The organism is Pseudomonas putida (assembly GCF_002906855.1).
GTDB classification, from domain to species: domain Bacteria; phylum Pseudomonadota; class Gammaproteobacteria; order Pseudomonadales; family Pseudomonadaceae; genus Aquipseudomonas; species Aquipseudomonas putida_N.
This window is the reverse complement of sequence record NZ_MINI01000028.1, coordinates 935,438-960,098: the sequence shown is the minus strand read 5'-3', so window position 1 is coordinate 960,098 and position 24,661 is coordinate 935,438. Positions and strand designations below refer to the sequence as shown.

Below are 24,661 nucleotides of genomic sequence, written 5' to 3'. Positions count from 1 at the left end.
CTCACCGCAAATCAGAGGACATACATCATGGCCCTGTCATGGCGTGTTCTGCTCGCACTCACCCTGTTCGCCGCCGGTACCCACTACTGGCCGATCAAATCGGCACAATCGATGCAAACGGCCGAAGCCGCCACCCCATGGGGCGCCGACTACTTCCCCAACACCCCGCTGGTTACCCAGGACGGCAAGCCGGTGCGGTTCTTCGACGACCTGATCAAGGACAAAGTGGTGGCGATCAACTTCATCTTCACCGGCTGCTCCGACTCCTGCCCGGTGGAAACCGCCCGCCTGCGCCAGGTGCAGAAGATCCTCGGTGACCGGGTGGGCAAGGACATCTTCCTCTACTCCATCAGCATCGACCCCTACAACGACACCCCCGCCACACTCAAGCGCTATGCCGAAAAGTTCGGCATCGGCCCCGGCTGGACCCTGCTCACCGGCGAACCTGAAGACATCGAACAGCTGCGCCGGCGCCTGGGCCTGTACATCGAAGGCCTGGAGAACGGCCGTTCCAAGGACCACAACCTGAGCCTGATCATCGGCAACCAGGCCACCGGCCGCTGGATGAAGGCCTCGCCCTTCGAAAGCCCCTACATTCTCGCCGATCGCCTAGGCAACAGCCTGCACAACTGGAAACAGGCCAGTGCCATGGCCAACGACTACGCCAGCGCACCGGAAATCCGCCCGCCCAGCAGCGGCGAACAGATCTTCCGCACCCGCTGCTCCTCCTGCCACACCGTGGGCAACACCGAGCCCGGCCAGCCCGGCATCGGCCCCGACCTGCTTGGTGTGACCCAGCAACGCGACCCCAGCTGGCTGGTACGCTGGCTGAAGGAGCCGGACCAGATGCTCGCCGAGCAGGAGCCGCTGGCCACCCTGCTCTTCGAGCAGTACAACCGCCTGGCCATGCCCAACATGCGCCTGGGCGATACCGAGATCAGCGCGTTGATCACTTACCTGCAGGAGGAGACCACGCGCATACAGGCGCCCCTGGCGGATCGGGGAAAACCTTAAAGGCAATTAGCCACCAGTCATGAGGCTGTCATCTGCCTGTCGTATTTTTCGACCATCACCCAGGGTCGGGAACAACAGCAGTGATCCGTCGCTCTCTCTCCTCCGCAAGCCTCCTGCGCTTGCTGATCCTGATGCTCTGTGCAGCCACCCTGACCTTCCTCTGGGGGCTGCACGTCACCCAGAAGGCCGCCTCGCGCCAGGATGCACTGACGGCCAAGGCGGCGGAGCATCTGAACCTGGCCAGTATCGTTGCCGAAAGCCTGCGCCAGCTGGTCGACCGCGCCCAGGCCGTGGGCCGGGTAACCCAGGACGACATGAAAACCCTGCGCCAGGGCAGCCTCAGCCTGGCCAGGCTGCTGGCAGAGGACCCGGTGTTCAAGCGCATGAGCCTGTACGACCGCCAAGGCCGGCTGCTTTCCGCAAGCCACAGTGACGAGGCCGCGCAGCTGCCAGCGCAATGGCTGGATCAATTGAAGGTGCATGTCGCCCACTACGGTTTCAAACCTTTCCTGCCACGTACCGCCTTCGATACCTCGCCCCCAACCATGCCCAACTGGCGCCTGCCCTTCCTGTTGCCATTGACCGACCTGCCGGGCCGGGAGATCGACAACATCCTCGTGGTGCAGCTCGACATTGGCTACCTGGCGGTGCTGTTCCAGCACATCGATCTTGGCGACAGCGGCTTGATGCGCCTGATCCAGGACGATGGCCAGGAGCGTCTGCGCATCGATACCAGCGGCGTGGTGGTGGCAGGCGACAGCTTCGAACCGGATATGGCAGATGCCGACGCGGCGGCCGGGCAACTGACCCAGTACGCGTCCGGGGTCCCGTACCAGAGCCTGTACCGGCGGGTGCCAGAGCGTGGCTTCAGCGTGGTGGTCAGCCAGCGTTATGACGAGATTCTCGCCCCTTCCACGCTGGCCTATTCACGGCAGTTCTGGCTGAACCTGAGCATGACCCTGATGATCCTCGCCAGCCTGGCCTGGACCTTGCGCCTGCTGCGCAAGCGCCAGGAGGCGTTCAGCGCTTTGGAGCAAGCGCAGCAGGTCAACCAGCAATTGATCGACCGCCTGGAAGACGAACACCGGCGCAGCAGCCACGCCGCCGCCACCGACCACCTCAGCGGCCTGCACAACCGCCGCCAGTTCGTCGAAGTCGCAGGACAAGCACTGACCCGACAACGCGGCAAGCGCCGCCTGATGGCCATCCTGTTCATCGACATGGACCGTTTCAAGTCGATCAACGACTCGCTCGGGCACAAGATTGGCGACCTGTTGCTGCAGGCGGTGGCCGGGAGTATCCAGCGCCTGCTCGAACCCGGCGACGAGGCTTCGCGCTTCGGCGGTGACGAGTTCGTCGTGCTGCTGGCAGGCGAGCGCAGTGAGGCGCAGATCAACAGCTGGGTGCGCACGCTGGTGCAGAAGCTCTCGGCCACCTACGCCCTCGACGGCCAGGAGGTCAACACCAGCCCCAGTGTCGGGGTCAGCATCTGCCCGCGTGATGGCCAGGACATCGACAGCCTGATCCGCAGCGCCGATGCCGCCATGTACTCGGCGAAGCAGGCCGGGCGCGCCCAGTACCGCTTCTTCGACCCCTCACTCAACCTTTCCGATATCCAGGCCTTCACCCTTGAGCAGGCCTTCGGCACGGCCCTGACCGAGCGCCAGTTCGTGCTGCACTACCAGCCGCAGATCCGCCTGGATAGCCACCGTGTACTGGGCTATGAAGCCTTGGTGCGCTGGGATCACCCCGAATTCGGGCTGCTTTACCCAGACCGCTTCATCAGCCTGGCCGAACGCAGCGGTTTCATCATCGAGTTGGGTTGGGAGGTGTTGCGCCTGGCCTGCGTGGAACTGGCCCATTGGGATGCGCAAGGCCGTGAGGCACGGCTGGCGGTGAATGTCTCGGCTATGCAGTTGCGCCAGGCCGACTTCAGCACCCGCCTGCTGGCTAAGTTGCAGCTTTACGGCATCAACCCGCAGCGCCTGGAGCTGGAGATCACCGAAACGACCATCCTCGACCCGGAAGGCACCGCCGTCGATCACCTGCATCGCCTGCGGGCCGCTGGCCTGGGCATCAGCCTGGACGACTTCGGCCGCGGCTACGCCGGCTTCGCGCACCTGCAGTCGCTGCCGCTGAGCAAGCTGAAGATCGACCGCTCGCTGATCGCACCGCTGTCCAACAGCTATGACGACAGCCCGATCGTGTCCTCGACCATTATCCTGGCCAAGCGCCTGGGCCTGGAAGTGGTGGCCGAAGGCGTCGAGACCCGCGAGCAGGTGGTGTGCCTGAAGCTCGCCGGCTGCGATATCGCCCAGGGCTACCACTTCAGCCGGCCGTTGTCGCCTGCGCAGTTGCGTGAGTACCCACCCTTCAACGGTGTCGAGGAAAAGCCATGCGTGTTGTGAAGACCCTGGCCGCGCTGTTGCTGGCCAATCTGCTGGCCTCTGCCGCCGTGGCCGATTGCACGCCGCGCAGCCTGCGCCTGGCGGTCATCCCGATCAAGAGCAGCGAGGACATGGTCCGCGAACACCAGCCGCTGCTGCAGCGCTTGAGCCAGGCAGCGGGTGTGCCGGTGGAGCTGGTGATTGCCGCCTCCTATGAAAGCGTGGTGGACGCCATCGTCTCCGGCGGTGCGGATATCGCCCGGCTTGGCCCAGCATCTTATGTATTGGCCAACCGTCGCGACCCCGGCATCGAACCGTTCGCGACCTTCACCTTGAGTGCTGGCCCTTACACCCCGGCCGGCAGCCATTATCAGGCGCTGCTGCTGACCCGTGCCAACAGCGTCGAAAACATCGAGCAACTGCGCGGCAAGCGCGTGGCCCTGAGCGACCCGGCCAGCACCTCGGGCAGCCTGGTGCCAAGTGTCGAGTTCCCGATCGAAGTCGGCTCGCCGTTGCCGCAATTCTTCGGCGCGCTGGTGTATGCCGGGACCCACGACAAGGCGCTGGAGGCGTTGCTCGATGGCCGGGTCGATGCCGCGTTCGTCGCCAGCGAGCGGGCCGATGCCTACCTCGCCGGGCATGCGCTGAGCCCGGCTGCACTCAAGGTGCAATGGCGCTCACAGCCGATCTACTACGACCCTTATGTGTTCAGTGCCAGCCTGTGCCCGACGCTGAAGCAACGCATTCGCGCGGCGATGCTGGACGACCCCAAGGCCATGGCCGCCTTTGTCGCCTCCCAGGATGCCAGCGGGCTGGTGCCGGTAAGCCAGGCCGAATATGCGCCGCTGCGGCAGTTGATGGATGCTTCGTTGCCTCGCTGAGACTTTCTTCATCCTCACCGGCCTCTTCGCGGGGCAAGCCCGCTCCTACAGGAGTTATGCAATCCTTGCAGGAGCGGGCTTGCCCCGCGAATAGGCCGGGACAGGCGGAGCAATTAGCTCTATCGTGTCAAGGTCTCCCACCAACCTACCTGCCATGACCGACATCGAGCGCTACGTCCGCGCCGCCACCCGCGACAACACCCGGCGCAGCTACCAAGCCGCCATCGAACATTTCGAGGCCCATTGGGGCGGGTTCCTGCCGGCCACTGCCGACAGCATCGCCCGCTACCTGGCCGACCACGCCGAACAGCACGCAGTCAGCACCCTGCGCCAACGCCTGGCAGCACTCAGCCAGTGGCACATCAGCCAGGGCTTCCCCGACCCGACAAAGGCGCCGCTGGTGCGCCAGGTGCTGCGCGGCATCCGCACCCTGCACCCGACACCCCCCAGGCAAGCAGCCCCGCTGTTGCTGCAACACCTGCAGGCAGCCGTCGAGCGCTTCGAGGCAGAAGCTACCCAGGCCCGCACATGCCACGACCTCCCAGCCCTGCGCCGCGCTCGCCGTGATACCGCCTTGCTGTTGCTGGGCTTCTGGCGCGGCTTTCGCGGCGATGAACTGGCGCGCCTGCGCGTGGAGCACATCCAGGCCGAAGCTGGCGTCGGCATCACCCTGTTCCTGCCGCGCAGCAAGGGCGACCGTGAAGCACTGGGCGTGCAGCACCGCACCCCGGCGCTGAAGACGCTGTGCCCGGTCAATGCCTACCTGCAATGGATCGAGGTGGCGGGCATCGCCCACGGGCCGGTATTCCGCAAGCTCGACCGCTGGGGCAACCTCAGCGACACACCACTCAACAGCAACAGCCTGGTCGGCCTGCTCCGGCGCATGCTGGCACGTGCCGAGGTACCCGCCGCGCTGTACACCGGCCATTCCCTGCGCCGCGGCTTTGCCACCTGGGCAACGGCCAATGGCTGGGAGCTTAAGGCCCTGATGAGCTACGTTGGCTGGAAGGACGCCAAGTCGGCATTGCGCTATATCGACGCCGCGCAACGCTTCGGCGAGCTGGCCGTGCTACCGGCCAGTCAGGGGCAGGCGCTCATTCCTTGAAGGCATACCGGGCGATGCCACCCAGCTCCGGGCGAATCGCGTAAATGTCGCCCGCATCGGGGTAATGCCGTAGCTGCGCCGGTACCATGCCGACCCGTGTGATTACGCAATGGCGCATTGCCAGACACGGGCGATATCACCGGCACGGTCCTGCAATAGCTGCGCGGCATTCGCGCACGCCTGCTCCAGGGTCATCGGCCCATTGGCCAAGGCAAAGGCAGCGTCGATACCGTGGGCATACAGCTGTTGGTAGCCTTCGCCCAAGGTGCCCGCCAGCACCACCACCGGCACCCCATGACGTTTGGCGACCCGGGCGACACCCATCGGGGTCTTGCCGCGCAGGGTCTGGGCGTCGAAGCGCCCTTCACCGGTAATTACCAGGTCGGCGCCTTGCACCAGCGCGTCCAGGCCAGCCATCTCCGCGACCACTTCCACGCCGGGGCGGAAGCGCGCGCCCATGAAGGCTTTGGCGGCAAAGCCCATGCCCCCGGCCGCACCGCAACCCGGGAAGTCGCGCACGTCCTTACCCAGCAGTTGCGCACAGTGGTCGGCAAAGTGGCCCAAAGCCTGGTCCAGCGCCTGCACCTGCTCGGGGTTGGCGCCCTTCTGGGGGCCGAAGATCGCCGAAGCGCCATTGGCGCCACATAGCGGGTTGTCGACATCGGCCGCCACGTCGACCTGCACCTCGGCCAGCCGTGGGTCCAGGTCACTGGCGTCGATATGGGCCAGCCGGGCCAGGGCAAGGCCACCCTCCTCCAGCGCCTGCCCGCCGGCATCCAGCAGGCGCAGGCCCAGCGCCCGCAGCATGCCGCTGCCGCCATCGTTGGTGGCGCTGCCGCCAATGGCCAGGACGATCCGTTGCGCCCCGGCCGCCAGGGCGGCGGCGATCAGCTCGCCGGTGCCCCAGGTGCTGCTGCGGCAGGCATCGCGCTGCCCGCTGGGTACCAGCTGGATGCCGCTGGCCTGGGCCATCTCGATGACTGCGGTGCGGCTTTCTGCCAGCCAGCCCCAACCGGCTTCCACGCGCTCCCCCAGCGGCCCGCGCACAGTCAGCCTGCGCAACTCGCCATGGCTGGCAGCGACAATCGCCTCCATGGTGCCTTCGCCGCCATCGGCCATCGGGCATTCGACCAGCTCGGCAGCAGGCAACGCCTCGCCCAGGCCCAGGGCAATGGCACGGGCGACACCGGCAGCGTCAAGGCTGTCCTTGAACGAGTCGGGGGCGATGACGATTTTCATGGGGATTCTCCTGTCCTGATAACAGGCATGCTGACAGCTGTCTGGCGCGGCGGCCTCAGTCGGATGCACAAAAGGCCGGCGACGTTGTTTGGGCAAATGCCTTTGGCAGCGCTCAATCGGCCGGTAGCAGTTGCAGCCCCAGGTACAGGCTGAGCATGCCTTCCAGGCGCAACGGGTCCACTTCGCCCAGTTCGGCGATGCGCTCGAGGCGGTAGCGCAGGCTGTTGCGGTGGATCCCCAAGGCATCGGCACAGGCCTGGCTCTGGCCATCGTGCGCGCACCAGGCGCGCAGCGTGGTCAGCAACTGGCCGCTGGCATCGCGGGCGCGAAGGCGTAGCAACGGCTCGAGCAACTCATCCAGCGCGTCTTCATTGCGATGGCGCCAGAGCAAGGCCGGCAAGCGGTAGCGGCTTAGGCTCAGCAGCTGCTCCTTCGGCAACACCTCGCGGCCATAGGCCAGCAAGTCACGCACCCGCCGGTAGCCCCGGCGCAGCTGTTCCAGGCTCTGCGCCGCGCTGCCCAGGGCCAGGCGTTCCACCTCCCAGCCGTGGCGCCGCAGGCGCTCGATCAGGCGTGCTTCATCCAGCACCAACCCCGCCGGCCGGCACCACAGCAGCGACTCGCGCGAAGGGCTCACGCACCAGCTTTCTGGGTAACGGCTCATCAACCAGGCCGACAGCGTCTCGGCAGGCGGCCCGGATTGCAGTTCAAACAGGCATGGCACCCGTGGCAACTGGGGCTTCAGGCCCAACTGCTGGGCCTCATCCAGCAACCGTGGCGAATCACCGCTGCCGCCGAGCAGCAGCGCCAGCAGGTCGTCGCAACGCTGGCGCCGCCACTGCTGCTCGACCTGCAGATGGCGCTGCGCCAGGAGCATCTCGGCGGTCATGCGCACCAGCTCGCCGTAGGTGCGCAGTTGCTGCGGGTCGCCGGTCAGGCCGAGCACGCCGATCAGGCGCCCGTCGAGCATCAACGGCAGGTTGACCCCAGGCTGCACGCCCTTCAGGCACTTGGCCGCGTCCACGTCCAGTTCGACCACCCGGCCATTGGCCAACACCAGCTGCGCACCCTCGTGGCGGGTGTTGATGCGCTCCGACTCGCCACTGCCGAGAATCAGCCCCTGGCTGTCCATGACGTTGACGTTGCACGGCAGAATGGCCATCGCCCGATCGACGATATCCTGCGCCAGGTCATGGTCCAGTTCGAACATTCAAGAGTCCTTGCAGAAGGATTTTGGAGCCATCGCCCATGAGGAACGTTAGCCATATAACTATGACTCAGATGATGGCATACGGCGTTGCTCTAGACCAAGGCGGACAAAGACAGGCATTGGGCAAGTGCACCCTGTGAAGCCGACTCGCTCATCTGAAACGGGCCAACTGGAAGCTTCCTGAAGAACTACACTCGATAAGGATGAAGTGGATTCATTGGCGTCCCGCCATACTCATGGAGCGTAACGATGGCTGAACCGATACTGAGCAGCACGCCCACCATTACAGTCACCGACAACCGTGGCTTTGCTGTACGCAACGTCGCCTACCACTGCCATCCGGACGCACCGGCTACAAGGTCTGAGCAAATCAGCCACCACTTCTACAGCCCTCACGGTTTTTTGACCTGGAGCGCGGACCCGCGTCTGCATGCTACCGGGCTGACGAACTTCAACTACGAAACTGAGCTGCTCGGCAATGTCGTTCGCGCACAGGGTGTGGATAACGGGACCCTCCTGTCACTCAGCAATGTCGGCGGACAGCCGCTTTTAGCAGTCAATAATATCGGTATCTCTGACGAGGGTTTGGCAGGCGATCTGCAGGCCGTGACCCACACTTGGTATTACGAAGATAGAGGTCTGCCCGGACGCCTGTTATGCATCTGCGAACAGGCCAGCGGTGAAACTGCCAGAGACACAGAACGTTTGATCTATGGCGGGAGCACTCCAATCGAACAGGCCTTGAACCTGTGCGGGCAGAAAGTTGGCCATTTTGACCCAGCAGGATTTGTACAGACGGACAGTATCTCCCTGACGGGTGTCCCTAGTTCAGTGACCCGCCGCTTGCTTGAAGATGCCCAGAACCCTGATCGCATGGTTTTTTGGGATAACGCACTGAGTTCAGCTACGTATACCTCGCTGACCACCACAGATGTTGTCGGAGCTACGCTGATTAGTGTCGATGCCGCAGGCAATCGCCAACGCATGACATATGACTTGGCGGGCCTACCCTGCGGTAGCTCACTGACACTCCATGGCACTACGGAGCAAGTTATCGTCCAGGCCGTAACCCATTCGGCCATCGGTGCAAAGCTGCGCGAGGTGCACGGCAATGGTGTAGTGACTACCTTTCATTACCAAGCGCATACGCAACGCCTGGCTGGCAACAGAACGGAGCGCCCTGTTGGGCATGCTGCTGGCGCCTGCGTCCTGCAAGATTTGTCTTACACCTACGACCCTGTCGGTAACGTAACCAAGGTGCGCAATGATGCGCAAAAGGTCCATTTCTGGCGCAACCAGAAAGTGGTCGCAGGGAACACATACAGCTATGACAGTCTTTACCAACTGGTCAAGGCTACCGGACGGGAAATGGCAAATGCACGTTGGCATGAACGTCATTCACCCCTGAATTCAACACATAAGTGCAACGCTCACCCCTGTATGCACTTCGTACGGCGTCTTCCAGCCCAAGCGCTTGCGCGGGCGTAGATTGATCCTCGCTACTTAGTCATCTGCGCTTGAATCCTTCGGTGTGAGAGCCTGGATTCTACCGGTGGCTGGCTCTCTGCCTCTCGTTTCAAGCGTTGCGCTTATTCTATGAATTCAGGACCCGTTCCAGCCTCTGGCTTCGACAGCAGTACTTATACAAACTATACCCGCACTTACGACTATGACGGCGCTGGCAACCTATTGCGCATGAGGCACAGTGCAGGCGCAACGGGCAATCGGTACACCACTAATATCACTTTGAGCGACCGAAGCAACCGGGGTGTGCTGAGTACACTGACGGAAGACCCCGCTGAAGTAGACCTGTTGTTCACCGCAGCCGGGCAACAGAGAACCTTGCAACCTGGCCAGCAACTGAACTGGACACTACGTGGTGAATTATCGAGCGTCGAGCCTCTCACACGCGCTGACGCAATCAACGACGGTGAGTATTACCGGTATGATGCGCAAGGCCAGCGCAGCCTGAAGATCACTCGCCAGCAGTTGAAAGACACCCGACAGACGCGGCAGGTCATCTATTTACAAGGACTCGAACTGCGGCACAGGCTCAACGATGGCAACCTCGAGGAAGCGCTGCATGTCATAGGCATGACCGCTGCCGGCGCTGCGCATGTGCGCGTACTGCACTGGATGAGCGGTAGGCCGGAAAACATTGATAATGATCAACTGCGATACAGCTACCCTCTACTCAATGGCAGCAGTGACCTGGAACTCGATGGCGCAGGTAAAGTGATCAGCCTCGAAGAATACTATCCCTATGGCGGCACTGCCATGTTCATGGCGCGAAGCCAGGTTGAAGCAGACTACAAGGTGTTTAAATACTCAGGCAAAGAGCGAGATGCCACGGGGCTCTATTATTACGGCTTTAGGTATTACCAGCCTTGGGCGGGAAGATGGTTGAGTGCTGATCCTGCCGCTAGCATTGATGGACTCAATCTATTTAGATTCTGTCGCAATAATCCTTCTACGCTGACTGACAACGAAGGATTACAAGGGGAGGATTCGGCTTATGAATCGCTTCTGACGCTCACCCAATGGGCCTGGGAACAGCCATCACTGGACGCACGAGCACTTATAGCGCACTATCACGAGTTAAGCTCCAGCCAAGAAACAACACCGAAAATGACCCGCGAAGAATCAATTATACAAGTCAATTACATGGCGAAACTGGCGAAACAGTTCGAGTCATACCTTGACATTTACCCTCAGGCGAAACGCCATGTAAAACTTAGACAGCTGAACGCACAAAGCCATCAGCTCCAGCAGCTACCGACGCAGCGCGTATTATATTTTCGAATGATACCTAACAATGCAGAAGACCGGCCAAACAGCACAAAATCCCGCCTCAATATCTCAGTAAAGAAAGCATATATAAATGAGCTCAGCGCAGCAGTGGCAGATACCACAACAGCACTACCCCAATACGTAAGGCAAAGCAAAATCGCTGCTCACGACAAGATCGGCCACGTATCTGAAAGTGCGGTACTGTACCTTCACACGCAAGACCAACAGTCAGCCAAGCTAGTAATGACATACCTGAGGTCAAGGTACGAAAAGAACCTGGCTGGCACAGGCATAGAGGTGGAGGACACCATGGCTGATCATCCGACTGTCGGGATGATGAGGCTGTTCAAGGGGGTTGATTATAGGGAGTTTTCCCCCGTAGAGAATAAACGAGGGCAGAGCAGCATTGCGGGAAGAGTGAGCGACATTATAACTTCCGCGCTTGAGCGTAAGAATTACCCAACGTCACCGTCGCCTGCGGAAGCTCTGAATTTTGCACTGGCTGCCTTCGAGCACAGCCTAGTGAATCCTGCGCTGGTCATTAAGAACCGCTCCAATCCGGCCCAACGAATAGTTAGCCATGTTCGACATTAACCTCAATAAATCGCAGCCATAGCTATCGGGCCGATCTCGTACCTGACTGTAATCCGACGGTTGGGTTGATGGCTACTGGAGCGCATACACCCTCTGCCTTTGTTGGAAGGCACAGCACCATGCACGATACGCTGTGCAAAAGCACAAAGACAGGCGCACCGCCGTCCCCGAGACTCGTCAGGGCGAGCGCCGGCACAGGCGACGCGGCGACAACCATAACAACAGAGACCACAATCATGGCACACAGCCCCGCCCCTGACCAAGGCACGGATATCACCCGCAACGCGCTGTACCGGCGCATTACCCTGCGGTTGATCCCGTTCATTTTCATCTGCTACCTGTTCAACTACCTGGACCGCGTCAACGTCGGTTTCGCCAAGCTGCAGATGCTCGATGCACTGAAGTTCAGCGAAACCGTGTACGGCCTCGGCGCCGGCATCTTCTTCATCGGCTACGTGCTCTGCGGCCTGCCGAGCAACCTGGCGCTCAACCGCTTCGGCCCGCGGCGCTGGATTGCAGCGATGATGATCGCCTGGGGCAGCCTGTCGACTTGCCTGCTGTTCGTCACCACCCCCACCGAGTTCTACACCCTGCGCCTGCTGACCAGTGCGGCCGAGGCAGGCTTCTTCCCCGGGGTGGTGCTGTACCTCTCGCGCTGGTTCCCGGCTGACCGTCGCGGCCGCATCATGGCCCTGTTCATGTCGGCGATCCCGGTGTCGGGCCTGCTCGGCGGGCCGTTCTCCGGCTGGATCCTCCAGCACTTCGCCGCTGGCCAGCATGGCCTGGCCGGCTGGCAGTGGATGTTTCTGATCCAGGGCCTGCCGACCGTCGCTCTCGGTGTACTGGCCATCAAACTGCTCAGCGATGGTTACCAGAAAGCCGCCTGGCTGAGCCCGGCCGAACGCCAGCTGATCGCCGCCGACCTCGAGGCCGACGCCGCCAGCAAACCGAACGCCACCGGCGACAGCGTGATGGCCGTGTTGGCCAACCCGCTGATCTGGACCTTCGGCTTCATCTACTTCTGCATCCAGAGCGGCGTGTACGCGATCAACTTCTGGCTGCCGTCGATCATCAAGAACATGGGCTTTGACAACCCGCTGCTGATCGGCTGGCTGAGCGCCATTCCGTACCTGCTTGCTGGCGTGTTCATGATCCTCTGCGGCCGCTCGGCAGACCTGCGCAACGAACGCCGCTGGCACCTCGTAGTCCCGATGTTGATGGGCGCCGTCGGCCTGCTGATCGCAGTCAACTTCGCCGCCAACCCGACCATCGCCATCCTCGGCCTGTCGATCGCCACCATGGGCGCCCTCACCGGCCTGCCGATGTTCTGGCCGATGCCGACCGCGCTGCTCAGCGCCAGTGCCGCAGTGGCGGGCCTGGCGATCATCAACTCGGTGGGCCAGATGGCTGGCTTCCTCAGCCCGTACCTGGTCGGCTTCATCAAGGACCAGACTGGGTCTACCGATGTTGCGCTGTATTCGCTGGCCGCGCTGATCGTGCTGGGTAGCTTGGTGGCCCTGCGGGTTACCCGGGCTGGGGCGTTGAGTACTGCTCGGGTGAGTTGAGGCACCGGGGTGCAAACCCCGCGGCGAACACAAGAACACCGATCGTCAGCTCAACGCATCCCCCTCCCGTCCCAGGCGTCAAATGGTTCCAAAGCCCCCTTTGGAGAAGCCCCATGACCCAGCACGCCGTGGCCCGCCTCGAACAGCTCGATCCCAGGCGCCCCTTGCGCGTCCAGGCCGGCAACGAAGAGATGATCCTCGTCCGTCAGGGCGATCAGGTCCATGCCTACCAGGGCAACTGCCCGCACGAAGGCGCGCCGCTGGAGGAAGGCGTCATCTGCGGCGGCCTGCTGGTCTGCCCCTGGCACAAGGCCGCGTTTGCCGTCGATGAAGGCGCGGTGTGCGAACCGCCGGCGTTGACGGGTCTGCGCAGGTATCGGGCATGGGTCAAGGATGGCGAAGTATGGGTCGATGACCAACCCTTGCCACAGAGCGAGTCACCGCGCCACAGCGATGCCCGCACCTTCGTGGTGATCGGTGCCGGTGCCGCCGGCTCGGCGGCGGTGGCCACGCTGCTCGACCACGGCTTCGGCGGGCACCTGATCTGGCTCGACCAGGAACGGCAGCCCGCTTACGATCGCACCGCCTTGAGCAAATTCGTCATCGCTGGGGAGATGGCGCCCGACGAGGTGTCTGCCTTGCTGGAGCCCGATCAGCTGCGCAAGGGCCAGCTTGACCGGCGCTTCGGCAAGGTCCGTGCGCTGGATGCAAAAAAGCGCCAGATCACCCTCGCCGACAGCCAGCACATCGAATACGACGCTGCCCTGCTGGCCACCGGCGGCAAGCCGCTGCGCCCGCAGCTGCCGGGTGTCGACCTACCCGGCATCATGACCTTGCGCTCGCGCGAGGATGCCGCGCGCCTGCTCGATGCCGCCGAACCTGGGCAGCCGGTGGTGATCGTCGGTGACGGCTTCATTGGCCTCGAAGCCGCCTCGGCACTTCGAAAGTATGGCGCGCAGGTGCATGTGGTCACACGTCACGAAGTACCGTTGGCCAAACAGCTGGGCGAGCGTATCGGGCGCTGCATTCGCGAGCTGCATGAGCGCAAGGGCGTGGTGTTCCACGGCCCGACCGAAGTCGAGCGCTTTTTGGGCGAAGACAAGGTCGAAGCCGTGCAATTGACCAATGGCGAGCGGCTGAGCACCTCCCTGGTGCTACTCGGAACGGGAGTGAAGCCGGCCACGGCGTTCGTGCAAGGTGTGCAATTGGCCAAAGACCAGTCAGTGTCGGTCAATGCAGAACTGCATGCTGCCGATGGGCTCTGGGCCGCTGGCGATATCGCCACCTTCCCCCACGCAGGGCAGCCGGTGCGCATCGAGCACTGGCGGCTGGCCCAGCAGCACGGCGTGATTGCGGCGGCCAACATGCTGGGTGAGCAACGGCGCTACAACGATGTGCCGTTCTTCTGGACCTACCAGCACGGGCGCACCTACGAGGTGCTGGGACATGCCCGGAATTGGGACCGCATCGAGTTCGTCGGTGAGCCGGAAAAAGGCGATTTCGTTGCCCTGCAGTGTGTCGGAGACCAAGTCCAGGCGGTGGTAGCCAAGGGCTATTCGGATGCCATGGCGACGCTGTCACAACGGATGAAGCGGCCCTTGAGCCTGAATGAAGCCCTCGCGCTGATTGGCTGATTTCACCTCCCCTGTGCCCTTTTAAACCCCGTCGGTTCTGTGTAAAACAACCGGATCATTCCCCGCAAAGGATACTCGGCATGATCTACCGTCCCCTGGGCCAATCCGGCCTGCAAGTCTCCGCCCTGACCCTGGGCAGCATGATGTTCGGCGAGCAGACCGGCACCGAGGATGCGTTGCGGATCATCGACAAGGCCTGGGACCAGGGCATCAACTTCATCGACACCGCCGACGTGTACAACGCCGGACGCTCCGAGGAGATCGTCGGTGAAGCGGTAGCGCGCCACCGCCAGGACTGGATCGTTGCCTCCAAGGTCGGCATGGGGCCTACTGATGGCCTGCCCAACCGCAGCGGGTTGTCGCGCAAGCACATCTTCAATGGCATCGATGCCACGCTGACGCGCATGCACCTGGACTACCTGGACATCTATTACCTGCATCGCGAAGACCACAAGGTGCCGCTGGAAGAAACCGTGCGCGCCATCGGCGACCTGTTGCAGCAGGGCAAGATCCGTTACTGGGGGGTGTCCAATTACCGTGGCTGGCGCATCGCCGAGCTCTGCAACCTCGCCGAGCGCCTGGGTGTGGCCAAGCCGGTGGTAAGCCAGCCGCTGTACAACATCGTCAACCGCCAGGCGGAGCCTGAGCAGATGACCGCTGCCACGTATCACGGCCTGGGCGTAGTGCCGTTCAGCCCGCTGGCCCGTGGTGTGCTCAGCGGCAAGTATGCGCCAGGGGCCGAGCCCGAAGCGGGCAGCCGCGCTGCACGCCAGGACAAGCGCATCATGGAGGTGGAATGGCGCCAGGAGTCGCTGGCCATTGCCCGGCAGCTGCAGGACTACGCTCAGGCCAAGGGCGTGGGCCTGGTCGAGTTCGCGATTGCCTGGGTGCTCAACAGCCAGCTGGTCAGCTCGGCCATCGTCGGGCCACGCACCGAGGCGCAGTGGGATACCTATGGCGGCGCACTGGAAGTGAAGATCACAGCCGAAGACGAGGCATTCATCGATTCGCTGGTGACGCCGGGGCATGCGTCGACGCCGGGGTTCAATGATGTGGCGCACTTTGTCAGTGGGCGGTTGGCGCGTCGCTGATCATTCTCCTGCCCCAGCCTCTTCGCAACTGTAGGCGCGGATTTGGTTGCCAGCCCTGGCGCATGACTTGAGCCTTGTGTGACAACAATGGCTGGCGATGCCTCAAAACAGCTGCCAGGTGTAAACCAGGGTCAGCCGGTTCTCGTCGATATCACTGCGGTAGTTGGAGCGCGCCATGGCATTGCGAACCCTGATGCCCAGCCCTTTCAGCACCCCACTCTGCACGGCATAGCCTATATCCAGATCGCGTTCGCGATCCTTGCCTTCGTACCCCTTGCCCGTGTCGACGTTGTTCCCGGTGATATAGCGCACCGTCGCCGTCAGACCTGGAACACCCATGGCCGCGAAGTTGTAGTCGTAACGCAGCTGATACGAACGCTCGTCGGTATAGGCAAACTCATAGGTCGGCACTTCGTTGCCCAACGGCGAAATGTTGGCGAACACCCGTGGGAACGGGCTGTCGCCATAGATGCCCTGGTAGCCGGCGTGGAAACTGTGGCCACCCAGCCGGGCAGTGAACATCGAGAAAAACGCCTGGTTGTCGATCTTGCCCAGCAACGCATCGCCATCCTCCTGGGCGGTGAAATAGCCAAGATTGGCACTCAGCACCCAGTCCCCCACCGGCTTGCTGTGCTTCAGGCCCAGGAAACCCTGGTGGTAGATATCTTCAAGCTGCCCGTACCACAGGCTGACGCTGCTCTGGTTGGCGTTGAACGCATAGTCACCGCCCACATAGTTGAAGGCATCGCTTTCGGCCTGGCGCTGGGGCACATGGCCGAGCATGGCGTTCATCTTGCCATCGCCGCCCTCGTTGCGCAGGTGGGTGCTGGTCAGGTGCCCGGCCTGCACGGTCAGCCCGTCGATTTCCGCCGAGCTGATGCTGGTGCCCTGGTAGGTCGGCGGCAGCAGGCGGATATCACTGAAGGTCAGCACCGGCAGGTTGGGCTGCAACTCGCCCACGCGCAGCTCGGTCTTCGACAGCCGAGCCTTGAAAGCGAGGCCCAGGCGGCTGTACTCGTCAGCCGCGCGGCCATCACCGTGCACCGGCAGCAGACCGGTGTTGACCCGGTCCGGGCTGCTGTCGAGCTTGATGCCGAGCAGGCCCAGGGCGTCGACGCCAAAGCCAACCGGGCCCGGCGTGTAGCCGGACTTGAAATCGAGGATGAAGCCCTGGGCCCACTCCTCGGCCTTGGACTGCTGGTTGGCCCCAACGATGTCGGAAAAATCACGGCTGAAGTAGTAATTGCGGGCGCTGAGGCTGGCCTTGGCATCCTCGAAGAAGCCGCTTTCGGCCGCGAGCAAGGAGGGGCTGAGCAAAGTCAGCCCGATGGCGACGCAGGGGGTGTGGTTCATTCCGAAGCTCTCTTGATCTTGTTGTTATGGATAAAGCGCGGGAACACGGGTTTTCAGGAATTGCGGCGCAGCACCTCGCGGGGTTGCGGGCGGCGCAGGCGCAGCAGCCCATGGGCCAGCAGGCCGAACAGCAGCCCCCAGAACGCCGCCGACAGGCCCAGGAAGGACACCCCCGAGGCGGTGACCAGGAAGGTGAACAACCCGGCATCGCGTTCGCTGGGCTCGGCCAGGCTGCGCGCCAGTGCCTCGCTGATGGCGCCGTACAGGGCAAGCCCGGCCAGCGCGGCGATCAACGCGGCAGGGAACGCGGCGAACAGCGACATCAGCGTCGCCCCGGCAATCCCCAGCAGCAGGTACAGCGCGCTGCCGGCGACCGCCGCGATGTAACGCCGACGCGGGTTCTCATGGGCTTCATGACCGGTGCACAGGCTGGCGGTGACGGCCGCGAGGTTCAGGCCATGGCAACCGAACGGTGCGAGCAGCGCGCCGGCCAGTGCGCTGGCACTGATCAGCGGGCTGGCCGGCGTGGCATAGCCCGCGTTGCGCAACACCGCCATGCCCGGCATGAACTGCCCGGTGAGTGCGACCAGCACCATGGGCAGTGCCAGGCTGAAGGTCGCCGCCAGGCTGAACTGCGGGGTGATCCACTGTGGCGAGGCCAGCTCCAGCACCAGCGCCTCGCTGCGAAAGGCACCGCTGGCCACCGTCACCATGGCGCCGACACCCAGTACTGCTGCCACGGCATAGCGCGATTGCAGCCTGCGCATCAGCACGTAGGTCGCGAACATCGCCAGCACCAGCAGCGGCTGCACCGGCAATGCCCGGAACACTTCGGTGCCGAAGCTGAACAGGATGCCGGCCTGCATGCCCGCCGCGATGGAGCCAGGCAGGTGCGCGATGATTCGATCAAAGGCCCCGCTGATGCCGATCAGCAGCAGGACCAGGTTGGCCACCAGGTAGGCACCTACAGCCTGTTCCAGGCCGAGTTGGGGCAAGGCGGTGACCAGCAGCGCCGAACCCGGGATCGACCAGGCGATCACCACCGGTACCCGATAATGCAGGCTGAGCAGCGCACCAAGTACGGCGCTGCCCATGGACACGGCCCAGACCCAGGACGACAGCATGCCGTGGGACAGGCCGGCGGCTTCGGCGGCATGGAAGATGATCACCAGTGGGCCGGCGTAGGAAATCAGGGTCGCGATGCAGCCGGCGACCAGGGCTGACAGAGAGCAGTCCTTGAGCAGGGTTTTCATGAGACTTCTCGCAAGGCATCGGCCGGCCTTGGTGGCTGGCTCTTGTTCTGTGTTGGCTTCTTCGCGGGCAGGCCTGCGAAGAAGCCAAGGCGATGTATCAGGCCTCCTGCAAGGCCCGTGGCCGACCACTGCGCTGTTCATCCGCATTGGCCTGGGCCTTCTGCAGCTGGAAGTCGAACTTCAACTCGGCATGGCGCCCCTCTGCCCCTTCATGGAACACCACCTCACCCACCAGCCCGTCACGGGTGGCGTAGGCGAAGTCGTCCCACAGGTACTTGTCCCCGGCCAGGTTGATCTGCGTGGTCAGGTGGCGATGCCCCGGCGCCGAAATGAAGAAGTGCACGTGGGCCGGGCGCTGGCCATGGCGACCGAGCAGGTCCAGGCATTCCTGGGTCGGGCCCTGCGGGTCGCAGCCATAACCGGACGGCACGATGGAGCGCGCACGATAACGGCCTTCGGCATCGGTGATGATGCGTCGGCGCAGGTTGTATTCGGACTGGCGCTGATCGAAGAACGAGTAGGTGCCACGGGTATTGGCATGCCACAAGTCGACAATGGCGCCGGCCAGCGGCTGGCCCTGAGGGTCGAACACCTGGCCCTCGAGGAACATGACGGTAGCCACGCCCTCCTCGCTGCCGTCGTCCATGCGCACTTCACCTTCAGCGAGCGGCGCACCGGCCACATACAGCGGGCCTTCGATGGTGCGCGGGGTGCCGCCGGTCAAACCGACTTCGGCGTCCTTGGCATCCTGCAGCAGGTCGAGGAAGTGCTCGATGCCTAGGCCTGCCACCAGCAACCCGGCCTCACCGCGCCCGCCGAGGCGGTTGAGATAGTCGACGGCGTGCCAGAACTCGTCCTCGGTGATTTCCAGGTCTTCGATCAGCCGCGCGGTGTCCTGCAGCACACGCTGGACGATGCGCTTCAGGCGCGGGCTGCCTTGGTCGTTGCCAAAGCCGGCGGCTTCTTCGAAGAACTTCTGGATATCGGCAGTGTGGGAAATCTTCACGGTCATGATGGTTACCTCATCGTGTTCTTGTGCAAAGGGTTGAATCAGCGGTCGTCACTGTGGATCGACGACGGGTGGCGGCACAGGCCGTCGACCTCGATTTCCATGTACGGGAACAGCGGCAGCTGCATCAGCGTGTCGTGCAATGCCTCGACGCTGGGCACGTCGAACACGCTGTAGTTGGCGTAGTGCCCGGCGATGCGCCGCAGGCGTAGCACCACCAGGGTCTGCTGCTGCATCGTGTGCATCGCCAGCTTGTGCGGGCGGATGGTCGGCAGGTCGACGATGATCGCGTCGATGCGCTCGATGGTCGGGCTTGTCATGCAAAAGCTCCAGTTCAGTCAGTGAATAATCAGGCCGTCGCCAGATGGGCCTGGCGCCGGCCGCTGGCCAGGTGCACGGCCATGGCCAGCGCGGCAATCGCACCGGGGATGGCGAAGGCGATGAAATTGAGTTGCAGCGGCAGGTTGATGCCCATCAGCGCACCGCCGAGCAACGGGCCGACGATGGCACCGTTGCGGCCGATGCCCGACGCCCAGCCAAGGCCGGTGGAACGCACCGACAGGCCGTAGAGTTGGGCAGCACCGGCATACAGCAGGATCTGCGTGCCAATGGTGGTGGCGCCGGCGATGAAGATCAGCAGGTACAGCACCGGCATCGGGCTGTTGACGCCAAGCAGGCCGATCGACAGCGCCGCCGCGATGAAGAAGGCCACCTTGACCTTGACCAGGTTGTAGCGGTCGCCCAGCCAGCCACCGAGAATCGCCCCGGCCATGCCGCCGAAGTTCAGGGCCAGCAGGAACGACAGGCTCGACCCCAGGCTGTAGCCGGCGTTGGCCATCAGCTTGGGCAGCCACGAGCTCAGCGCGTAGACCATCAGCAGGCAGCAGAAGAAGGCCAGCCACAGGGCCAAAGTGCGGATGGCCAGGCCATTGCGGAACAGTTCCAGCACCGTGCTGCCGCCACCTTTGCGGTCCGTCGCCTGCAGCGCGTCATCCGCCTGCACATCGCAATCCGGGTCCAGGCGTTTGAGCAGCTGGCGCGCTTCATCGGTACGCCCCTGCCGCACCAGAAAGCCTATGGACTCCGGCAGGTAATAGAGAATCACCGGCAACAGCAGCAGCGGCACCGCAGCGGCAAAGAACATCGACTCCCAGCCAAAACGCGGCAGCATGAAGATGCCGACACCTGCCGAAAGCATGCCGCCCAGCGAGTAACCGCTGAACATGATCGCCACCAGCGTGCTGCGCACGCGCTTGGGCGCGTATTCGTTCATCAGCGCCACGGCATTGGGCATCAGGCCGCCGCAGCCGAGGCCGGCGATGAAGCGGTAGATGCCGAACTCGCCGGGGCTGCTGGCAAAGCCGTTGAGGATGGTCGCCCCGGAGAACAAGGCGAAACAGATGGCGATCCCTTTCTTGCGCCCGATGCGGTCAGCCAGGCTGCCGAATGACAGGGCGCCGAACATCATGCCGAACAGCGCGTAGCTGCCCAGCGCACCGGCCTGCAACGGGGTCAGGCCCCACTCCTTCATGATCACCGGCAGCACGACGCCGTAGATGAACAGGTCGTAGCCGTCAAAGATCAGCAGCAGGCCGCACAGAGCCATGATCAGCCAGTGGAACGGTGTAAAGCGGGCGTTATCGATGATCGGGTGTACGTCAAGGGTTCGCATGGCATCTGTCTCTCTTGTTGTTGTTTTGGAGGAACGCTTTGCCGGGGGGCTTTGCATGGGGAGGGTTCAGCCGAGGTCACCGCCCCCCACCGGCAAGGTTACGCCGGTGATGTAGGAGGCCTCGTCGGAGGCCAGGAAGAGGATCGCGCCGACCTGTTCGTCGATGCTGCCGTAGCGGTGCATCAGGCTGCTGTCGAGGGTCTGGTCGACGATCTGCTGGTACCAGGCCTTTTCCTGCTCGCTCTGCTCGCTGGTGTTGCGCGGCACCCGGCGCGGGGGCGCTTCCGTGCCGCCTGGCGCGGTGGCGTTGACACGAATGCCGCGGCCGGCGGTTTCGAAGGCCAGGCACGCGGTGAGCGCGTTGACGCCGCCCTTGGCCGCGCCGTACGGCACGCGGTTGACCCCACGGGTGGCGATCGACGAGACGTTGACGATGGCGCCACTGCCGCGTTCGAGCATGTACGGCAGCGCCGCGTGGCAGCACCACAGGGTCGGGAACAGCGAGCGGCGTACTTCGGCCTCGATCTGGTCGACCTGGTAATGCTCGAAAGGCTTGGCCCAGATGGTGCCGCCGACGTTGTTGACCAGGATGTCGAGGCGGCCGAAGGTTTCCACCGCCGTGGCCATGACCCGGGCGCAATCGGCATGCAGTTCAAGGTCGGCGGTGAGGGTCAACATGCCCTCCCCGGCCAGTTCGTGGACCAGCTCGGAACGGTCCACCGCCACCACCTGCGCGCCTTCGGCCTTGAGCCGCCAGCACACGCCGCGGCCGATGCCCTGGGCGGCGCCGGTGACCAAAGCGACCTTGTTGTGGAATCGGTTGTTCACGTCGATCTCCTTTCAATCCCGCAGTCAATAAAAGGAGGCCACCGTCACCCGCACGATGCCGGTGGCCCCAAGTAAACTCAGGCCGCCGCTGCAAACTTCTCGTAGTAGAAGTTCGCCGGGGTGATGCCCTGCTCGCGGATGTACTGGCTCACCGCCTCGACCATCGGCGGAGGCCCGCACAGATACACATCGACGTCGCCGTCATTGAGGTGCTGCGGCGCAATGTGTTGGGTCACGTAACCCTTCTGCGGGTATTGGCTGTCAGGGTTGGCCACGCAAGCGCTGAAGGTGAAGTTGGGGATGCACGCCGCCAGGTCCTGCAGGCGGTCCAGTTCGACCAGGTCGAAATCGTTGGTCACCCCATAGATCAGGTGCAGCGGGTGCTCGCTGCCCTGTTCGGCAATCTTCTCCAGCATCGCCGTGAACGGCGCCAGGCCCGTACCACCGGCCAGCAGCAACAGCGGGCGCTGGATCGGCCGCAGGTAGAAGCTGCCCAATGGGCCAGCCAGGCTCATGCTGTCGCCGGCCTTGGCCAGGCTGGTGAGGAAGCTGCTCATCAGGCCGCCTGGCACGTTGCGGATCAGGAAGCTGACCTCGCCGTCCTTCTGCAGCGAGCTGAAGGAATAGGCGCGGCTCTGGTCACTGCCAGGCACCTTGAGGTTGACGTACTGCCCCGGCAGGAACGCCAGGCGGCTCAGTGCCTCGCCCTTGATCGACAAGGCGATGGTGCTGGCCGACAGCTGGCGCACCTGGCTGATGGCCGCCTCGAAGCTGGCTTGTTCGGTCTTGCACAGTTGTGACGAGGCCGGAATGCGCACCACGCAGTCGCTTTCGGCGCGCATCTGGCAGGTCAGCACGTAGCCTTCGGCGATTTCATCCTCGCTCAGGGCGTCTTCGATAAAGTTGTCGCCCAGGTCGTAACGCCCGGATTCGGCCTTGCACTTGCACGTACCGCAGGCGCCGTCGCGGCAGTCCAGCGGGATGTTGATGCCCTGGCGGTAGGCGGCATCGGCCACGGTTTCATGGCCGCTGGCCTCGATGAAGCGGGTGACCCCGTCTTCGAAATTAAGCGCGATCTGGAAGCTCATGTTGCACCTCACGGGCGAGCCTGGCCGCGGCGCACCCAAGGGCACACCGAGCGGCTCGCGTTACCTCGGATCAGATGTGGTAGATGTCGATGACCTGACGCACGTAGTCGTTCTTCAGCACCACCTTCTTGGCCTTGATCAGCGGCTGCTCGCCGCGCAGGTCAAGGGTGTAGAAACTGGTGCCGAAGTAGCTGTCGGTGGTCTTGTAGCGAAAGCTCAGGGTGTGCCAGTTGAAGCGGACCTGGCAGCTGCCTTCGCTTTGCTCGACGATCTCGATGTTGCTGATGTTGTGCGAGGTACGGGTGTCCGGCACGGTCGCACTGGAGCGCTCGGTCTTGATGCGGAACACGCGGTCTTCGAGGCCGCCACGGTTCCCGTACCAGATAAGCGAGATTTCGCTCTGAGGGTCTTCGGTGAGGGTGTCGTCATCGTCCCAGGACGGCATCCAGAAGGTTGCGTCGCTGGCGTACAGCTCAAGCCACTGGTCCCACTGGGCATCGTCCAGGTAGCGCGCCTCGCGGTAGAGGAAGTCGCGCACGGTGTCATGCAGGCTCATTGCACGGCCTCCACGGGGATCAGCTGGGTTTCCTGTTCGAGGGCTTTGATCATGGTGTCCTGCCAGTACTTGTGCTGCAGCACGAACAGGCCTTCGTCCTCGGTGCGCACGCCCGACAGCAGCGGCTTGAGTTCGATTTCCTTCGCCGCCTCATCGGCACCTTCGACCCAGTGCTGTGCACCACGGGACATATCGTTCCAGCCGGTGCCGCCGCCGTAGCCGGTCTGGCAGGAGCGGAACTCTTCCAGGTCGTCCGGGGTGGCCATGCCACTGACGTTGAAGAAGTCTTCGTACTGGCGGATGCGCTTGGCCCGGGCATCGGCGCTCTCGCCTTTCGGCGCGATGCAGTAGATGGTGATTTCGGTCTTGTTCACCGAAATCGGCCGGGCGATGCGGATCTGCGAACTGAACTGGTCCATCAGGTAGACGTTCGGGTACAGGCACAGGTTGCGCGAGTTCTCGATCATCCAGTCGGCGCGGGCCTGGCCGAAATCGGCGGCCAGCTGATCGCGGCGCTCGAAGGCCGGGCGGTCTTCGGGGTTGGCCCAGCGGGTCCACAGCAGCAGGTGGCCGTGGTCGAAGGAATAGAAACCACCGCCCTGCTTGGCCCAGGCGCCGGCACTCATGGTCTTGATCTCGTCACCCGCTTCGCGCTGCTTGCGTTGGTTCTGGGTGGCGGCGTAATTCCAGTGCACGGAGCTGACGTGGTAACCGTCGGCGCCGTTCTCGGCGGTGAGCTTCCAGTTGCCCTCGTAGATGTACGAGCTGGCACCGCGCAGCACTTCCAGGCCTTCCGGGGACTGGTCGACGATCATGTCGATGATCTTGGCAGACTCGCCGAGGTGCTCGACCAGCGGCTTGACGTCTGCATTCAGGCTGCCGAACAGGAAGCCACGGTACGACTCGAAGCGGGCGACCTTGGTCAGGTCATGAGAGCCGTCGCAATTGAAGCTGTCGGGGTAGCCGGCATTGCTCGGGTCTTTGACCTTGAGTAGCTTGCCGCTGTTGTTGAAGGTCCAGCCGTGGAACGGGCAGGTGTAGCTTGCGCGGTTTCCGCGCTTGTGTCGGCAGAGCATGGCGCCGCGGTGGCTGCAGGCGTTGAGGAAGGCGTTGAGTTCGCCGTCCTTGTTGCGCGCGATGAAGACCGGCTGGCGCCCCATGGTCAGGGTGAGGAAGTCGTTTTTCTCGGGGATCTGGCTTTCATGGGCCAGGTAGATCCAGTTGCCCTCGAAGATGTGCTTCATCTCCAGGTCGAACAGGCGCGGGTCGGTGAACATCTCGCGTTTGCAGCGATAGACGCCGGTTTCACGGTCGTCCTCAAGCATGGCATTGAGGTAGTCGAATCCCAGGGACATGGCCAGGGTCTCCATTGTTATTGTTCAGACCGGGTCA

General features: G+C 63.3%; 20 protein-coding genes and 2 pseudogenes. 9 read left to right on the top strand and 13 right to left on the bottom strand.

What is annotated here, in order from left to right:
* The first annotated feature begins 27 nt into the window (after nucleotides 1-27).
* From BGP85_RS04735 to BGP85_RS04720, 4 genes are all read left to right on the top strand, one after another.
* Entirely contained in the window at nucleotides 28-1,014 is a 987-nt protein-coding gene (locus tag BGP85_RS04735) for an SCO family protein (RefSeq protein WP_103447441.1), read from the top strand.
* 80 nt (nucleotides 1,015-1,094) lie between these two features.
* Nucleotides 1,095-3,422 carry a putative bifunctional diguanylate cyclase/phosphodiesterase gene (locus tag BGP85_RS04730; protein WP_103447442.1) on the top strand — a complete coding sequence of 776 codons (2,328 nt, stop codon included), beginning with the start codon at nucleotides 1,095-1,097 and terminating at the stop codon, nucleotides 3,420-3,422.
* Entirely contained in the window at nucleotides 3,410-4,282 is an 873-nt protein-coding gene (locus BGP85_RS04725) for a phosphate/phosphite/phosphonate ABC transporter substrate-binding protein (RefSeq protein WP_103447443.1), read from the top strand. The genes BGP85_RS04730 and BGP85_RS04725 overlap by 13 nt, the downstream gene beginning before the upstream one ends.
* Nucleotides 4,283-4,436: 154 nt before the next feature.
* Nucleotides 4,437-5,387 carry a site-specific integrase gene (locus BGP85_RS04720; protein WP_103447444.1) on the top strand — a complete coding sequence of 317 codons (951 nt, stop codon included), beginning with the start codon at nucleotides 4,437-4,439 and terminating at the stop codon, nucleotides 5,385-5,387.
* Here BGP85_RS04720 and BGP85_RS29135 read toward each other — a convergent pair.
* The 3 genes from BGP85_RS29135 to BGP85_RS04710 all read right to left on the bottom strand — a co-directional run bounded on the left by BGP85_RS29135 (nucleotide 5,377) and on the right by BGP85_RS04710 (nucleotide 7,836).
* Complete coding sequence (locus BGP85_RS29135; RefSeq protein ID WP_258035859.1) at nucleotides 5,377-5,505, bottom strand: hypothetical protein; 129 nt, start codon at nucleotides 5,503-5,505, stop codon at nucleotides 5,377-5,379. The genes BGP85_RS04720 and BGP85_RS29135 overlap by 11 nt on opposite strands.
* Nucleotides 5,490-6,626 (bottom strand): glycerate kinase, encoded by a 1,137-nt coding sequence (locus tag BGP85_RS04715; protein ID WP_103447445.1) that lies wholly within the window; start codon nucleotides 6,624-6,626, stop codon nucleotides 5,490-5,492. Before BGP85_RS04715 ends, BGP85_RS29135 begins: the two co-directional genes overlap by 16 nt.
* A 112-nt stretch (nucleotides 6,627-6,738) precedes the next feature.
* Nucleotides 6,739-7,836 (bottom strand): sugar diacid recognition domain-containing protein, encoded by a 1,098-nt coding sequence (locus BGP85_RS04710; protein ID WP_103447446.1) that lies wholly within the window; start codon nucleotides 7,834-7,836, stop codon nucleotides 6,739-6,741.
* A 249-nt stretch (nucleotides 7,837-8,085) separates the two neighbouring features.
* Between BGP85_RS04710 and BGP85_RS28830 the strand changes: the two genes are divergently transcribed.
* The 5 genes from BGP85_RS28830 (at nucleotide 8,086) to BGP85_RS04685 (ending at nucleotide 15,510) form a co-directional block, all read left to right on the top strand.
* Nucleotides 8,086-9,324, top strand: coding sequence for an RHS repeat protein (locus BGP85_RS28830; RefSeq protein ID WP_181005065.1), 1,239 nt, complete (start codon nucleotides 8,086-8,088; stop codon nucleotides 9,322-9,324).
* 108 nt (nucleotides 9,325-9,432) lie between these two features.
* Complete coding sequence (locus tag BGP85_RS04700; protein WP_103447447.1) at nucleotides 9,433-11,220, top strand: RHS repeat-associated core domain-containing protein; 1,788 nt, start codon at nucleotides 9,433-9,435, stop codon at nucleotides 11,218-11,220.
* Nucleotides 11,221-11,456: 236 nt separating this feature from the next.
* Entirely contained in the window at nucleotides 11,457-12,785 is a 1,329-nt protein-coding gene (locus tag BGP85_RS04695) for an MFS transporter (RefSeq protein WP_103447448.1), read from the top strand.
* Nucleotides 12,786-12,898: 113 nt separating this feature from the next.
* The gene (locus BGP85_RS04690) at nucleotides 12,899-14,419 is read left to right on the top strand and encodes an FAD-dependent oxidoreductase (RefSeq protein WP_103447449.1); all 1,521 of its coding nucleotides are present in this window, start codon (nucleotides 12,899-12,901) and stop codon (nucleotides 14,417-14,419) included.
* Between the two features lie 80 nt (nucleotides 14,420-14,499).
* On the top strand, nucleotides 14,500-15,510 hold the full coding sequence (locus BGP85_RS04685; RefSeq protein WP_103447450.1) for an aldo/keto reductase: 1,011 nt from the start codon (nucleotides 14,500-14,502) through the stop codon (nucleotides 15,508-15,510).
* Nucleotides 15,511-15,612: 102 nt separating this feature from the next.
* Here the strand turns inward: BGP85_RS04685 and BGP85_RS04680 are convergent, their stop codons facing one another.
* The 10 genes and pseudogenes from BGP85_RS04680 to benA form a co-directional block, all read right to left on the bottom strand.
* Nucleotides 15,613-16,863 carry an OprD family porin gene (locus BGP85_RS04680; protein ID WP_103447451.1) on the bottom strand — a complete coding sequence of 417 codons (1,251 nt, stop codon included), beginning with the start codon at nucleotides 16,861-16,863 and terminating at the stop codon, nucleotides 15,613-15,615.
* Between the two features lie 53 nt (nucleotides 16,864-16,916).
* Nucleotides 16,917-18,116, bottom strand: a complete 1,200-nt coding sequence (locus tag BGP85_RS04675) for a benzoate/H(+) symporter BenE family transporter (protein WP_103447452.1) — start codon at nucleotides 18,114-18,116, stop codon at nucleotides 16,917-16,919.
* Nucleotides 18,117-18,213: 97 nt separating this feature from the next.
* On the bottom strand, nucleotides 18,214-19,128 hold the full coding sequence (catA, locus tag BGP85_RS04670) for a catechol 1,2-dioxygenase (protein WP_103447453.1): 915 nt from the start codon (nucleotides 19,126-19,128) through the stop codon (nucleotides 18,214-18,216).
* A 38-nt stretch (nucleotides 19,129-19,166) separates the two neighbouring features.
* Nucleotides 19,167-19,331: pseudogene (locus tag BGP85_RS29040) on the bottom strand (muconolactone Delta-isomerase family protein); the annotation flags it as partial.
* A gap of 3 nt (nucleotides 19,332-19,334) precedes the next feature.
* Nucleotides 19,335-19,445, bottom strand: a pseudogene (locus BGP85_RS29035) (hypothetical protein); the annotation flags it as partial.
* Between the two features lie 29 nt (nucleotides 19,446-19,474).
* Complete coding sequence (locus tag BGP85_RS04660) at nucleotides 19,475-20,797, bottom strand: MFS transporter (RefSeq protein ID WP_103447454.1); 1,323 nt, start codon at nucleotides 20,795-20,797, stop codon at nucleotides 19,475-19,477.
* Between the two features lie 66 nt (nucleotides 20,798-20,863).
* Entirely contained in the window at nucleotides 20,864-21,625 is a 762-nt protein-coding gene (locus tag BGP85_RS04655; protein ID WP_103447455.1) for a 1,6-dihydroxycyclohexa-2,4-diene-1-carboxylate dehydrogenase, read from the bottom strand.
* 77 nt (nucleotides 21,626-21,702) lie between these two features.
* Entirely contained in the window at nucleotides 21,703-22,713 is a 1,011-nt protein-coding gene (gene benC, locus BGP85_RS04650; RefSeq protein ID WP_103447456.1) for a benzoate 1,2-dioxygenase electron transfer component BenC, read from the bottom strand.
* Nucleotides 22,714-22,783: 70 nt separating this feature from the next.
* Complete coding sequence (gene benB / locus BGP85_RS04645) at nucleotides 22,784-23,269, bottom strand: benzoate 1,2-dioxygenase small subunit (RefSeq protein ID WP_103447457.1); 486 nt, start codon at nucleotides 23,267-23,269, stop codon at nucleotides 22,784-22,786.
* Nucleotides 23,266-24,624, bottom strand: a complete 1,359-nt coding sequence (gene benA, locus BGP85_RS04640) for a benzoate 1,2-dioxygenase large subunit (protein WP_103448261.1) — start codon at nucleotides 24,622-24,624, stop codon at nucleotides 23,266-23,268. Before benA ends, benB begins: the two co-directional genes overlap by 4 nt.
* Between the last annotated feature and the right edge of the window lie 37 nt (nucleotides 24,625-24,661).

Excerpts from the sequence above, each read along its gene's own strand:
- BGP85_RS04735 (WP_103447441.1), top strand. The coding sequence starts at position 28 with ATGGCCCTGTCATGGCGTGTTCTGCTCGCACTCACCCTGTTCGCCGCC.
- BGP85_RS04725 (WP_103447443.1), top strand. The coding sequence starts at position 3,410 with ATGCGTGTTGTGAAGACCCTGGCCGCGCTGTTGCTGGCCAATCTGCTG.
- BGP85_RS04720 (WP_103447444.1), top strand. The coding sequence starts at position 4,437 with ATGACCGACATCGAGCGCTACGTCCGCGCCGCCACCCGCGACAACACC.
- BGP85_RS29135 (WP_258035859.1), bottom strand. The coding sequence starts at position 5,505 with ATGCGCCATTGCGTAATCACACGGGTCGGCATGGTACCGGCGCAGCTA.
- BGP85_RS04715 (WP_103447445.1), bottom strand. The coding sequence starts at position 6,626 with ATGAAAATCGTCATCGCCCCCGACTCGTTCAAGGACAGCCTTGACGCT.
- BGP85_RS04710 (WP_103447446.1), bottom strand. The coding sequence starts at position 7,836 with ATGTTCGAACTGGACCATGACCTGGCGCAGGATATCGTCGATCGGGCG.
- BGP85_RS28830 (WP_181005065.1), top strand. The coding sequence starts at position 8,086 with ATGGCTGAACCGATACTGAGCAGCACGCCCACCATTACAGTCACCGAC.
- BGP85_RS04700 (WP_103447447.1), top strand. The coding sequence starts at position 9,433 with ATGAATTCAGGACCCGTTCCAGCCTCTGGCTTCGACAGCAGTACTTAT.
- BGP85_RS04695 (WP_103447448.1), top strand. The coding sequence starts at position 11,457 with ATGGCACACAGCCCCGCCCCTGACCAAGGCACGGATATCACCCGCAAC.
- BGP85_RS04690 (WP_103447449.1), top strand. The coding sequence starts at position 12,899 with ATGACCCAGCACGCCGTGGCCCGCCTCGAACAGCTCGATCCCAGGCGC.
- BGP85_RS04685 (WP_103447450.1), top strand. The coding sequence starts at position 14,500 with ATGATCTACCGTCCCCTGGGCCAATCCGGCCTGCAAGTCTCCGCCCTG.
- BGP85_RS04680 (WP_103447451.1), bottom strand. The coding sequence starts at position 16,863 with ATGAACCACACCCCCTGCGTCGCCATCGGGCTGACTTTGCTCAGCCCC.
- BGP85_RS04675 (WP_103447452.1), bottom strand. The coding sequence starts at position 18,116 with ATGAAAACCCTGCTCAAGGACTGCTCTCTGTCAGCCCTGGTCGCCGGC.
- catA (WP_103447453.1), bottom strand. The coding sequence starts at position 19,128 with ATGACCGTGAAGATTTCCCACACTGCCGATATCCAGAAGTTCTTCGAA.
- BGP85_RS04660 (WP_103447454.1), bottom strand. The coding sequence starts at position 20,797 with ATGCGAACCCTTGACGTACACCCGATCATCGATAACGCCCGCTTTACA.
- benC (WP_103447456.1), bottom strand. The coding sequence starts at position 22,713 with ATGAGCTTCCAGATCGCGCTTAATTTCGAAGACGGGGTCACCCGCTTC.
- benB (WP_103447457.1), bottom strand. The coding sequence starts at position 23,269 with ATGAGCCTGCATGACACCGTGCGCGACTTCCTCTACCGCGAGGCGCGC.
- benA (WP_103448261.1), bottom strand. The coding sequence starts at position 24,624 with ATGTCCCTGGGATTCGACTACCTCAATGCCATGCTTGAGGACGACCGT.